This is a genomic window from Mucilaginibacter sp., assembly GCF_035492695.1.
In the GTDB taxonomy this organism is placed as follows: Bacteria; Bacteroidota; Bacteroidia; order Sphingobacteriales; family Sphingobacteriaceae; genus Mucilaginibacter.
This window is the reverse complement of the sequence record NZ_DATJJC010000002.1, coordinates 94,447-108,026: the sequence shown is the minus strand read 5'-3', so window position 1 is coordinate 108,026 and position 13,580 is coordinate 94,447. Positions and strand designations below refer to the sequence as shown.

General features: G+C 44.6%; 11 protein-coding genes. 6 read left to right on the top strand and 5 right to left on the bottom strand.

The genetic code is table 11. The features are described 5' to 3' along the window. Positions 1-864 (top strand): glycosyltransferase family protein (locus VL525_RS00530; protein WP_325382182.1); only part of this gene is annotated, 864 nt, incomplete at its 5' end. 32 nt (positions 865-896) lie between these two features. Next, entirely contained in the window at positions 897-1,082 is a 186-nt protein-coding gene (locus VL525_RS00525) for a hypothetical protein (protein ID WP_325382181.1), read from the top strand. Positions 1,083-1,090: 8 nt separating this feature from the next. Here VL525_RS00525 and VL525_RS00520 read toward each other — a convergent pair whose 3' ends face one another. After that, positions 1,091-3,634, bottom strand: a complete 2,544-nt coding sequence (locus VL525_RS00520; RefSeq protein ID WP_325382179.1) for a DUF3857 domain-containing protein — start codon at positions 3,632-3,634, stop codon at positions 1,091-1,093. Between the two features lie 103 nt (positions 3,635-3,737). On the opposite strand from VL525_RS00520, the gene VL525_RS00515 reads away from it, so the two are divergent. Further along, a complete protein-coding gene (locus VL525_RS00515; RefSeq protein ID WP_325382177.1) occupies positions 3,738-4,847 on the top strand; it encodes an aminoglycoside phosphotransferase family protein in 1,110 nt (369 codons plus the stop codon). Between the two features lies 1 nt (position 4,848). Then, positions 4,849-6,180: a DUF3472 domain-containing protein gene (locus VL525_RS00510; RefSeq protein ID WP_325382175.1), complete on the top strand. Its 1,332-nt coding sequence runs from the start codon at positions 4,849-4,851 to the stop codon at positions 6,178-6,180. A 50-nt stretch (positions 6,181-6,230) separates the two neighbouring features. Here the strand turns inward: VL525_RS00510 and VL525_RS00505 are convergent, their stop codons facing one another. Then, on the bottom strand, positions 6,231-9,224 hold the full coding sequence (locus VL525_RS00505; RefSeq protein WP_325382173.1) for a glycoside hydrolase domain-containing protein: 2,994 nt from the start codon (positions 9,222-9,224) through the stop codon (positions 6,231-6,233). 177 nt (positions 9,225-9,401) lie between these two features. Between VL525_RS00505 and VL525_RS00500 the strand changes: the two genes are divergently transcribed. Together VL525_RS00500 and VL525_RS00495 are read left to right on the top strand one after the other, a co-directional pair. After that, positions 9,402-9,920, top strand: coding sequence for a DUF892 family protein (locus VL525_RS00500; RefSeq protein ID WP_325382171.1), 519 nt, complete (start codon positions 9,402-9,404; stop codon positions 9,918-9,920). 224 nt (positions 9,921-10,144) lie between these two features. Next, a complete protein-coding gene (locus tag VL525_RS00495) occupies positions 10,145-12,025 on the top strand; it encodes a M1 family metallopeptidase (RefSeq protein WP_325382169.1) in 1,881 nt (626 codons plus the stop codon). Between the two features lie 82 nt (positions 12,026-12,107). On the opposite strand, the gene VL525_RS00490 is transcribed toward VL525_RS00495, so the two are convergent. The 3 genes from VL525_RS00490 to VL525_RS00480 form a co-directional block, all read right to left on the bottom strand. After that, positions 12,108-12,494, bottom strand: a complete 387-nt coding sequence (locus VL525_RS00490; RefSeq protein ID WP_325382167.1) for a YtxH domain-containing protein — start codon at positions 12,492-12,494, stop codon at positions 12,108-12,110. 165 nt (positions 12,495-12,659) lie between these two features. Next, positions 12,660-12,851, bottom strand: coding sequence for a cold-shock protein (locus VL525_RS00485; RefSeq protein WP_147033440.1), 192 nt, complete (start codon positions 12,849-12,851; stop codon positions 12,660-12,662). Between the two features lie 62 nt (positions 12,852-12,913). Then, positions 12,914-13,567, bottom strand: coding sequence for an HAD family phosphatase (locus VL525_RS00480; RefSeq protein WP_325382163.1), 654 nt, complete (start codon positions 13,565-13,567; stop codon positions 12,914-12,916). Between the last annotated feature and the right edge of the window lie 13 nt (positions 13,568-13,580).

Sequence of the window (13,580 nt, the reverse complement as noted above, 5' to 3'; positions counted from 1 at the left end):
GGCTTTGGATTTATATTCGGCAAATCAGGCGGCGTGGATATTTGGAAAACCTTTTATAAGGCCAGTTTCCGCAAATTCCTGAAGGAAGTAAATAAGGTACCCGTAGAAGAATATGACTTGGTGATCAATGATTTTGAACCTGTTTCGGCCTGGGCATGTTATATGAAAAACAAGCCTTGTATCGGATTGAGCCACCAGGCTGCTGTATTGAGCGAAGATGTGCCAAGGCCCGACGAATCGGATATGATAGGCAAACTCATCCTGAAAAATTACGCCCCAACAACCACGCAATATGGTTTCCACTTTAAACGGTTCGAGGAAAATATATTTACCCCCGTTATACGAAAGCAGGTGCGTGAACAAAAGATAGCCAACAAGGGACATTACACGGTTTACCTGCCTGCTTATGACGACAAGCGCCTGATAGAAAGACTATCGGAGTTTAAAAACGTGGAATGGGATGTTTTCTCAAAACACAACAAAAAGGTATCAAAACACAAAAATATTTCAATACAGCCCATCAACAACGAAAAGTTTGTGAAAAGCATGGCGCAATCAGCCGGGGTACTTTGCGGAGCCGGCTTTGAAACGCCGGCGGAGGCTCTTTTCCTGGGGAAGAAGCTTCTGGTGATCCCGATGAAGGGGCAGTATGAACAACAATTAAATGCAGCTGCACTCAAATCAATGGGTATACCAGTAATAAAAAGCCTGAAACCCAAGCATAACGAAACTATATTAAACTGGCTTGAGAACGGTAAGGTTATAGGTGTTGATTATCCTGATAATACCAAACAGATATTGGAACTGGTAATAAGCCGCCATTATCACCCTTTATCCTCTGCCCCGCTGTTGGAAAGGGTTTAATTTGTACATTTGTGCTACAAACCTACGGATACATGGCACAAAAAGTAATTACAGTAAATATTAATGTTTACGAACAAACCGTTACCAATCGTCATTCGGCTTACGAAATAAAAGACGTTAACAAGTACCTGGACGAAGGTTGGGTGATCAAACAATGCCTGCAGGCTACCACCACATCGGCTAACTGGACGAATGTTACTTTTATCCTGGAAAAGTAATCTGGTAGTTATACTTTACCTGCTTCTTCTTCAAAACTGTAATTACCATGCGGATAGGGCACAATAAAAGTGTGTTCGACCCGGGTTGAACGCTTAAAATAAGATATCCAAATCCCGCCGGCAATAACTGACCTGAGAATCGACGATTCGAGTTGGTCCACGGGACTATCTAGAGCAAGTGCGAAAAAGTAATCTATAACATAAAACCCAGCTACTGCTAAATAGTAACCGACGATGTATTTAGGCAATATGTCGCGCTTGTTCCAAAACAAGACGAGGCAAAATGCTGAATAACATCCAATAAAAACGTACCCAAAAGTTTCATATACCAGCGTAGCCTTAAATATGATGCTTTTATTGCCGTTCATAAGGGCGTTCCACTTTGTCAAACTTAAATAATGCTCGCCCCCCAACTCATATAACGCAGTCAACGGCGTTATTATGAGCCCTATCATTACCAGGATGAGCCAACCACCTATCGGCACAAAATATGAACCGGGCGTAAAGACAATAGGAGGCGTTTCCACCTGATAAAGTTTGACCGCAAGCACAACCAGCCCCCCGCAAAATATAAGCGCGGCAATAAGCAGCCATTTATTCAGGATAAAAGGCGGGCTGGCCATATTTGCCTGTATTGAATATCCCAGCCCATTATCTTTAAGCGTCGTGATATCCTTCTTAAATTGGGATAGTTTGTTGGCCGCAACAAAATCTTTAAGATAATTAAATTGATAATTAAGAGAAAGCGTGTCCTGGCTTACAAAATAATGAGATGCGAACTTGTAGGCATCCCGGTCTATCGAATTACTTGCATCTGTAATGTTCCATCCGCCGGGCAAAACTACTTTAATAGTATAATCTATGGCATAAGGGTAACTTACGCTTACCGGGTTTTTATCCTGGTTGGATAGTGATGGCAGCAGATCGCTAATATAGTTGGCATAAAAATCAGCTGTCAATTTGCCCGAAATCGAATCTTTTTTATAAAAATTACCTATCGTATAACTTTCGATCATCGTCAGGACGTTTTTATGCGGGTCGTCGATTACCCTGATCGAATCGGTCGCCTCAATTTTGGGATATATTTTTGAATAATAATCCAGGTAACTTTTTTCGGTTTCCGTCATACTTGCTTCCGCTATCTTGTCCCTTTGCCTGTCGGCCTGCTCACGCGTGTACGTGGTGCTTACGTCGAATTTCACTTTCGAATTTTCATCCTTAACCGTATAGGTCTCAAGGCAAACCACCCTTCCGGTTGGAGAAACCGGTATAGCTGAAAGCTCCGAATTACCCGGTTTAAGAATAAGCCCTTTCCCATAATCAGGAAAATAAATATCTGTTCCGTCGCCCCCCTGGTTTGATATCGTTGCATCAACCCAAACCTGCTTACCGTCTATAATAGCAACAACAACCGCGTGATTAAAAGCTCCGGACGTTGGGATGAATTGGTCGATCTTATCATTTAGGTCGGCATTCACTAATGTCATATACGCTTCTATTCCGCCCGCCTTCAGCATAGAAACAAGCAACAGTGACTTATCCTTACAATCACCGTAGCGCTGCGCGTAAACTTTTTCGGGCCGGTTTGCCCTGTGCGAATACTCACCAATCTCGATACCCATATACCTGACATCGTTTTGGACCATCCGCACAGCTTCGCGAAAATAGCCTGCCTTATCCGCGCCGTATTTTTTCCTGAGTGCTCCAGTTACGTCAGCCAGTTCGCCCCTGATATTTGTTGCAGGCTGATTTATGCTATAGGCCCAGCTGGTAACGTCCGACCAACTGTTATATTCACTTACCTGCACGTAATCATACGGATTGCACCAAGCCGGTTCATTGCTGAAGTCGATGACCGGTTCAACCTGGAAACTCTCCCACGTATATCTTTTAAGCCCCCCTGTCTCCGTGATATCAGGCTTTGCTGCTTTATTGAAAAATTTCATGTTCAGCTTTCTTGATGAAGAAGCGACAATAGAAATGTATTGATGGGCAATTATTTTGTCATTCTGCAAATAAATATTCCTGCTGAACTTTCCATCGAATATGGGGTTTCTGCCGGTGATGGTATATGAGTATTCGATCCGGTCTCCCTTTCGTATGTCACTTAATATCAGGTTAGCCGAATAACCACCCCGGTATATAAATCTTGAAAAATCCTGCTCGTCAGCCAGTAATTTAAAGTCGCCTATCCGCAAGCGGTTTTGCGGTTTATTATCCCTCCAGACAATTACCTCATGAAAATCAAGGCGCTCGTAGGACGGGTCAAAGTCGGCACTGATCTGCGAACCGTTTTGAATGCCGGTACCTGACACTATTTCGCGGATGAAATGGCGGTACGCCTGCTTTTGATCCACATTGATCTGGAAGTCGGTTAACGCATTAAAGTAGCCATCATTTATTGCACGGGAAGGGGGTCTCTTATCGTAATTTTTATACTGGCCTATCCACGAAGGTTTAGGAGAAATATGGACCTGGGGGTTTGATGCTTGTGCTACTGCCGTCGCTAAAAAACTAAACTGGAAAAAGATCAAAATAAAACTCCACCTCATACAAGTGTTGAAAATAGAAAAAGATGGCGACTTTACAGGCATACATACTTTTTTTTATCCGTCGTAAAAGTTTACGCCTGTTTTCCCGATATTTGAAAGATTGATGGGTACCAATTCGCTGACAGACAACCAAATTTACAGTCTCATTCCGGAGTTTAAGATCGACGCTGTTATCGCATCGGTAAAACCATTTGGCTCGGGCCATATCAACGATACCTATCGTATCGTAAATACCGATGTAAACGGCAGCGATTACCTGCTGCAGCGCATCAATCACCACGTTTTCCGGAATGTTCCCCTGCTGATGAATAACCTGGTGAATGTTACCCGGCATTTAAAACAAAAGATCAGGTCTGACAGCAATGTCCTCACCATTATTGAGTCCCGAAGCGGCGATCCTTATTTTCAGGATCATGACGGCAACTACTGGCGTGTATTTACGTTTCTGAAAAACACCAAGAGCTACGATATGGTGAACACCGAAAAGCAAGCCTTCGAAGGTGGCAAAGCTTTCGGGGGTTTCCTTGCCTTGCTTGCCGATCTGGACGTTGGCCTGGTAAAGGATACCATACCCGATTTTCATAATATTGAATTCCGGCTGGCGAACCTTCAAAAAGCGATGGATGAAGATAAAGCCGGGCGATTGAAAGATGTCGTTCCTGAGGTCGGGTTTATTCAGGAGCGCAGCAATGCCATGAGTGAAATATTACGTTTAGGCCGGGCGGGAACTTTACCGCTGCGCATAGTGCATAACGACACGAAGTTTAACAATGTCCTGCTTGACCAAAATGATAATGCGCAATGCGTAATAGACCTGGACACGGTAATGCCGGGATACGTTGCTTACGATTTTGGTGACTCGATACGCACCATCATCAATACTGCGGCCGAAGACGAGGAAGGCCCGGACCATATTGGCCTGAATATGCATTTGTTTGAAGCATACACCAAAGGTTTCCTGCAGGAAGCGAAACCATTTTTGACCGAAACCGAGGTAAATTCGCTTATAAAGGGTGTTCTGCTGCTGCCCTACATTCAGGCTGTGCGCTTTCTGACCGATTACCTGGAGGGCGATCATTATTTCAAAATAAATTCTCCCCGTCATAACCTGCAGCGTGCGCGGGCACAGCTGGCGTTGGTGGCAAAATTGGAAGAAGACCTTGAATTACTGGAGCAAATCATCACCAAAACCTGGCAACGCTTAAAAGCTTGATATGACACCTGTAAAAAGATATAGCAACCGGATAACAGCAGTATCGGTCATCTGTGCATTGCTGATGACCATCTCAACAGGTTATGCTTTTGGGAGGTCAAAAAAAACCATTGATACGCTTGCTCTGATACCATTTGGTGGTAACGCGTGGCGGACGGATAAAGACACTATCGGTGGTAATATCAGCAAGGATGGTATTGTAAACTGGAGCTCGCTCAAAGCTAGGTTCGCTTCCTATGTACGTTTTGGGCGAACCGGCAAACTCACTGTTTATTTGCATATGTCCATTCCGAAAGGCAGGAGTTCGATATCTATTAGTGCATTAGGCATCAGCAAAACTATTACGACATCGGGCGTTGGTTTCAGAGACGTTTACGTGGGCGATTGGGTGATAAGAGATACAGGCTATGTCAAATTCCAACTAAAAGGCATTTCAAAAACGGGCGATATTTTTGCTGATGTAGCGGGCATTGCAGTATCAGGCGAAGCGGCTAAAAGCAAAATGAATTTTGTAAAGAACAACGAAGGCGAGTTCTTTTACTGGGGCCGTCGCGGTCCTTCTGTTCACCTGGGTTATACTGTACCAGACGGGGTGAATGCCGAATGGTTTTATAACGAGGTAACCGTTCCGAAGGGAAATGACGTTTTAGGGTCTTATTTTATGGCCTGCGGTTTTGCGGAGGGCTATTTTGGGATGCAGGTAAACTCGCCAACGGAAAGACATATCCTGTTTTCGGTCTGGAGCCCGTTTAATACGGATGACCCCAAGTCTATACCCGACGATCAAAAGATCATCATGTTAAAAAAAGGCGGCAACGTGCACACGGGCGAGTTCGGCAACGAGGGTTCAGGCGGGCAGAGTTATATGAATTTTATGTGGAAGGCGGGCAATACCTATAAGTTCCTGGTGCACGCTAAACCCGACGGCAAAGGGCGCACAACCTATACTGCATATTTTTTTGCACCCGAAACCGGTAAATGGGAACTGATCGCCAGTTTCAGCAGGCCAAAAACCGATACTTACCTGAAGCACCTGCATTCCTTTCTCGAAAATTTTGAACCGGAACAAGGCACCAAAACCCGCGAGGTACAATTCAATAACGAATGGATATGTGACAGTAATGGTAAATGGATCGAACTAACCAAAGCGCGTTTTACGGCAGATAATACCGGCGCCAAAGGTTACCGCATGGATTACGCGGGCGGTGTTAAAGGGCAGTCCTTCTTTTTAAAGAATTGCGGGTTCTTTAATAATTATACGCCACGGAATATCTTTTTTGAACGCCCGCAGGGTGGCAAAAAGCCGGATGTAGATTTGGACACGACTAAATGATTTGATCGATTAACAAGATAGAGTCTTTATGAATCAAATCACATAATTTGTTAATCGTGTTCTCTCACAACAATCATCCACCCCTTCCCTTTTTGAACTTTAATATCCTGCCCGTCTTGAAACTCAGCTTTGGGCTGAAAATTCATTACTTCCGGTGCAGTGATAGTCGCTTTGGGCGGATCGATGCCTAACGCTTTCCAATCTATTTGCAATTTGATATTGACATCATCGGCCGCCCAACTGGCAATAGCTATAAGGGCGCTTTTATCTTTTTTATAAACTGTCGCCAATACTTCAGGGTTGTTGGTTTTAACGGGGCAATCATCCACCCAGTAGCCTATCATTTTGCTGTTTTGCATGCCGAAGTCGTCCCAAACATGCCATATCGGGCGCGGGTCGGCATTATCGCTCCAGGGCATGCGGTTCGTCATGCCGTACACCATGCCCCGCCACGGATTCCCCCCGCCCTGCAGCATTTCGCCCATCAGCCCGAAAGGTATGCCCGATACTTCGGTGAGGAAAAAATCAGGCGAGTTTTTTTCATAATCAAAATATTCGCCAAACCACAAACGGTTCAAATAAGGAAAATTCTCCATATACAGGTTGGCGCTGTTGTTAAAGCCGTCCGCTTTGTCATATTGGTTAGCCGAATGCAGATCGATGATACCGGGGTGTCCATCAGCGGTAAGTACACGCTTGATCCGTTTCATCGTAACCCGGTCAAATGCCACGTCATCCAGGTAAATGCCGTCGATACCCACATTCTGCACCAGCCAGTTCATCCCCTCCACATAGTAATTATGCCAGCGGTTCATCCCGCTGTTGATGATGGCAGCATCCTTGTATTCAGGCACATACCAGGCAGCAATATAATCGTCCCCCAAATGCTCCTGCAGCCAGGAATAACCGCCGCCCTTGCCCGGTGAGAAGACCTCATGACCCAAACTGCGCAGCGGGTAAAGTTCGTAGGCGCTGTTGGATAGTTCGCGTATAGTGTTGTATATCTTCACTTTCAAGCCCTTACTGTGCGCCTTGTCAATGTAGGCCTTCATGGCATCATGCGCGATAAAAGGATAATTGATGTAAGGATTGATAGGTGTTCCGTGATGAATGTTGACCACGGTGGCGCCTGTCGCTTTAATCGTATCCAGGTTATTATACTTATGATAAAACCGCGTGGCCCACTGGAAATTGGTATTGATGGTATGGAACGGCGTTATCAGCAGGTTGAAATTATAATACAACACTTCGCCCTTTTTCATAGTGCGGGTGCCGCTGTAATTGTTCACCCAAACGGTACTGTCGGCTTCGGTTATCCTGATCCCGCCCTTATTATCATTCCCCCACGAAGTTGGCAGCAACAACGGGCGTTGCAGGTAAAAGTTGGTGTTAAGCGGCCGGACATAATGCTCGTCGCGCAGCGAATACTGTAAGCCGGCGTTAACGCTGCCTATCCATGCGCCATCCTGGTTCTTATGGGCCACATCCCATTTCCAATCGTAGCTTTCAGGGCGCTTCTCCCCTTTCAAGTTTAGCCCCATCATATAAGTGGCCGCCTTTTTATTCATCGGGATATGCAGGCGCAGATCGTTGAAGCTGATATCCTGCAAGGCAGTTACCTTCATCGTGTAGGCTATAAAACCATCAAATTCCATTGAACCGGTAACATCCATCTGCAAACCGGCAAGGGTGTTCTGTGCCTGCCACTTTACGGTTCCGGCCGTTTTTTCGGTGAACTTAACCGCCGACGGCTTCCATAACACCTTTTCCCCATTTTTGGTTTCCAGCATAAAGCTGATGGGTTGGTTTAGCACCTGTTTAGGTTTACCGGTCATCTCCGTCATTTCCGGAGTAAAAAAGGTCTCGATATTTTTGGGGAGCCCGCTATTGTCCAGTATCACCCTGCGACCGAGAAGAGCTATGCTTTGCCCCTCAACCTTTAATGGTATGTAGGGTTTGATGACATCATTTTTTTGCGCCATGGTCGAGTTAAGCCAGGACAGGCGGGTTTGTTTCTGCGGTTCATCAACGCCACCGTTTAGAGCGGTCTTATTTTCAATTTTCAGGCTGATGTTAATCCGTGTTGACGGTAATCCTTCGGCGCCGACTGTCGCATAGCCTGTATAAATACCCGGCGGCACACTTGGAGGAATATTTACCAAACACCACATGGCTTGCACATCGCCTTTGGCAACATCCACCTGTTTTGTAAAAGGATTTCCTTTATAATCGATACCATTGGTGTTAAGGCACGACATAACTTTGGACGAAATAGTACCGTTTGCACTTTTCAGACCGGAGAAGGTAATCTTAACATTTTTCATATCCCGCGAAACCGGGTAGATACCAAGTTGGTAAGCATAGTTTTCGCCACGGTCAGCCTTGCCGTTAAATGTGCTTGTCAATCCCTTCAATATCCAGCGCTGCGGCAGGTCGTGCTTCATTTTGATGGGGTGCATCCGGTCCTCGGGAAACACCAGGTATTTTTTTGACGGGTATTTGCCCTTCAGTGCCTTTACTTCCGATCCTGTGGCAATGACCTCCATCGGGTAAAAACTATTAAAGGCATTAATAGCCTGGATAGATTCGACTTTTGCCAATGGAATATCCTTTGTTTCTGCTATGCTCCGGAGCCAGGCAGGGTCGGCTGTTTCCTGTGGTTTTAAGTATTTGGCATTCGGATAGTTCGACTTCCGGTCTATCTTATAAGGTAAATAATAAACATAATATTTTGAGCCGGACGAAGGCTGGAAGAAGATAGTATCGCTTTCGCGTGTTATAGATTCAATTTTTACGTTGAATATCCTTTTATTTGAATTGGCATCAACAACAAATAGCTGCTTGTCTTCCGGATGTGTATCGTTCCTTCGCCATTCGATGACAGCTTTTGCCACGTTATTTTCCTTGGCGCCGACCGACAATACCACCCGCTGATTCCCCAGCGAATCCGCATCCCATTCGTTATTGCCAACGGTGTATTTTATTTGCTGTGCGAAACAAGCAGTGCAAAACAGGGATAATAGTATGAAAATAGCTTTTTTCATTGTCTTAATTTAGGGTGTGTGCGGGCACACTGATGATATGGCGAATGTAAAGATGAATTTATTAAAAGTCAAAAAAAGATGGGAGGAATGCAAATCGCCGGTACTCCTAATCATCACGAGCTAAAAATTTGAACTTAATTGGAATTATGGTGTTATAGAACAAAAACCTATGAAACTATGAAAACCGAAATAAATGAATTTCTGAGTCAAGCCGATCTTAAGCAATTATTCATCCATCAACTAAACAGGGTAAACTGTACCAAAGGGTACCTGATCAGACACCTCCCGCCGCTGGCCGAGATCGCTTCATTTCATAACATGCAGCTGGCCATACTGGAGGCGCTTGATGATTCAAAAAAACAACAGGCGCGGATAGATGAAATATACAATATACTTGATTCAAAAGCATCGGATGATGGCTGCGAGGTTGTAAAAGCGGTGATAGAGGAAGCCTATCAATTTGGTAACCATTCCGGAAAAACCAAGATCATGAACGATATGGACATCATCCTGTATATGTGCATGATAGAAAACCTGGCCCTTACCTCCTTCCGGATGCTCCAACTCATCAACCAGTTTATGGGCGACGAACGGATAAAGCAATTATTAAAAGAATGCTGCGACGAAAACGTTGACAACGACAGGCTGTTCACATTGATATCAGAAGAGTATCTTGCGCAAAAGGTATTGGAATAAGCGGATTTGACTGAAAAGAAAAGCCGGACCCCATGGATCCGGCTTTAGAAAAGTTATTTAATACCCCTATTAAAATAACTATACCAAAGTAACAGAATTATCGGCTTTAATGCAATATTTGTAACCATTTATTTACAAAGCGCCGCCAGCGCGGCAGGTATACATTGTTGATTTTGGCACATGTGTTTGTCTGCGAATAATATGTAATTTGCCCCAAAATTACGATGATGTTAAGATCTACTATTCTATCGGCCTTATTTTTATTATTAATCATACAGGCCAATGCGCAGGAACTTTACATGCCGCGCGATATAAAAAAGGCATACCACAACGGCACCCGTTCTGCAGACGGCAAGCCCGGCAAAAACTACTGGCAAAACTTTGGCCGCTACAATATTTCCATAACTGTTGCTCCTCCAAAAAAAGATGTCACCGGCACCGAGCAGATCACCTATATCAACAACAGTCCGGACACCCTGAAAAGGCTTAATATCAAGCTTATAATGAACATACACAGGCCAGGCGCAGCCCGGTTTTCGGGGACGACCGAAGATTACCTTGCTGAAGGCATACAGGTGGATGAATTTAAAGTAAATGGCGAAAAGAAAAACTGGAATAACAAACAGGCCCGTACTACAAACCAGTATGTTAGCCTTTCGAAACCGCTAATGCCGCATGATTCGGTGAAACTTGACGTGGCCTGGCATTACCAATTGGTTACCGGTGGCGGTCGCGAGGGGGTTATCGATTCCACTTCGTTTTACCTGGCTTATTTTTACCCAAGGGTATCGGTTTATGATGACTATGTGGGCTGGGACCGCACAGAGTTTGTAGATGCACTTGAATTTTATAACGACTTTAACGATTATACGCTGAACGTTACCGTCCCAAAGAATTTTATTGTTTGGGCTACGGGCACATTGCAAAATCCAAACAAAGTATTGCAGCCCGAATATGCTGAAAGGCTTGAAAAGTCGATGACCAGCGATTCAACTATTCACATAGCTACTCCTGAAGACCTGGCGGGTAAAAAAATAACGGCCCAGGACGAAATGAATACCTGGACCTGGAAAGCAAACTATATAACGGATGTAGCATTAGGTATAAGCGATCATTACGACTGGGACGCAGCCAGTGTGGTAGTTGATAAGGCCACGGGCAGAAGGGCAAGCATGCAAGCCGCGTTTCTTGATAAATCAATGGATTTTCATCATTCTGTTCAGTTTGGCCGGAATGCGCTAAGCTGGTTTTCCAACAACTGGCCGGGTGTACCCTACCCTTTTCCAAAAATGACCGCCTTCCAGGGTTTTGCTGATATGGAGTACCCGATGATGGTAAACGACAGCCATACCGGCAGCCTGAGTTTTGCCCAATTGGTGCAGGACCATGAGATAGCGCATACCTACTTCCCTTTTTACATGGGCATTAACGAAACCCGTTATGGCTTTATGGATGAAGGCTGGGCAACTACTTTGGAGTTGTTGATAGGCACTGCCGAGGTTGGCAAGGAAAAAGCTGAAAATTTATATAAGCAATTCAGGATAACAGGCTGGATACACGACCCGTCGACCGCAGAAGACCAGCCGATAATTACCCAGGGTACCGAATTGAGAGGCGGGCTTGGCAATAATGAATATGGTAAACCTTCGTTAAGCTACCTGGCTTTGAAAGATATGCTTGGCGACGACCTTTTCAAAAAAGCGTTGCATACTTACATGGGCAACTGGCACGGAAAACACCCTATTCCATGGGATTATTTTAATTCGATGAGCAGCGGATCGGGCAGAAATTTGAACTGGTTCTTCAATAATTGGTTCTTTACCAATGGCTATATCGACCTTGCGCTTAAAAACGTAACAAAAATAGGTGCAGGCTATAAATTCGATGTGCAGAATATCGGAGGCTTCGCCGCACCGTTCGACCTGGTGCTGACTTATTCGGACGGTACCACCGGCCGCATCCATCAAACGTCTGCCGTTTGGGAGAAAGATCAGGAGCACGCCACCATCAGCTTCAAAAATAATAAGAGCATTAAATCGGCTAAGATAGACGGCGGAATATTTATGGACGCCGACGAAAGTAATAATAACTGGACTGCTAAATAAAATTTGAACAGGTGTGTTTGTTCAAACCAACAAAGCCCGCGGTTGCCGCGGGCTTTTCTTTTTTAGATGGGTGCTGTGTTAATTAAGCGCCTTGTATCGAATCATTAAGGTCATCAGCTGCGCCTTTAACGCGCGACTTTGCATGACCAATGGCTTCTTTGCCGGCCTCAACCACATTGTTCGACCGCGACCTTACCTTATCGGCCACATCTTCCTTCAGGTTTGCCAGGTCGTTTACTGTGCTCCTGAATTTAGACTTTGACCTGTCCAGTGTGCTGTTACCATATTCGCGCAGGTTATTCGCTGCCGACTCGGCTTTATTGCGGATGGAACCGGTGATATCGTTCACATAATCGGCGATGTCGTCCCTTAATTCCGAACCGCTGCTTGGGGCCAATAACAAGGCCACCGCGGCACCAGCCGCTGCGCCGGCCAAAAGCGCTACTATTATTTTTGCTGAATCTTTCATGATGTATAGTTTTTGCAAGTGTATAATTAAAGTTAACAAGCAGTTATGAATAGTGTTTAACTTTTCTGTTAAAAAACCTTTAACTGGTACATAGCAAGGTATTTAAAACGAAAAAAGTCCCGGTTTTTGCCGGGACTGATACGATTGCAATGGTATTATTTATGATTAAATAACTTTTACATTTACCGCATTTGGACCTTTACGGCCGCTTTCAACCTCGAATTGAACTTTATCGTTCTCACGAATTTCGTCAATCAGGCCTGAAGAATGAACAAATATTTCCTGGCCACCCTCTGAAGGTACGATAAAGCCAAAACCTTTTGTTGCATTAAAGAATTTTACTGTTCCTTGTTTCATTATAAATTAATTTTTAAAGGCGGCAAGGTATGGATAAATATTTATAATACAAGCAATAATATTCACGCCAATAACCGGCTTAAAAATTCATCCTCAAAGTCGTTAGCAAAGTGAAGTACGTTGTCTAAGCCGTTAAACTCCTCCGGCTGATGTGTGGTGGTAAGTATAATGGTTTTCATTCCGGCATTTAGCGCAGCTTCCGCTCCTTTCGGCACGTCTTCAAAAACCAGGCACTCGGTTGGGTCGGCATTGAGCAGTTCGGCGCATTTTAGAAATGTTTCGGGATTGGGTTTGCTCAATAATACATCGTCGGCGCTGACGATAGCTTTAAAATAATGCCTGATATTTAGATTATCGAGCACAAAATCGATATTAAATGGAATGGCGGCGGACCCAATAGCCATAGGGATGCCCTGTTGATAAGCTTTCTCCAGGAACCCGTTCAAGCCGGGAAGCAACTTCAGATCAGGAAAAAATTCCTGCTGGTAGCGTCTTTCCTTTTCGATAGAAAGCCGTTCCATTTCTTCATCAGTAAACCTGCCTGCGCCAAACATCCGGACAAGTACTTCCTGGTTTTTGCCGTACATCTGCGGTTTCACTTCGTCCCAGGTAAAATTACCGCCCAGAACGTTATTCAACAAGTATAACCAGCCACGGGTATGATAATCCATGTCATTGATCATCGTGCCGTTAAGGTCGAATATAATAGCGTGCATTTTGAGACTAGTG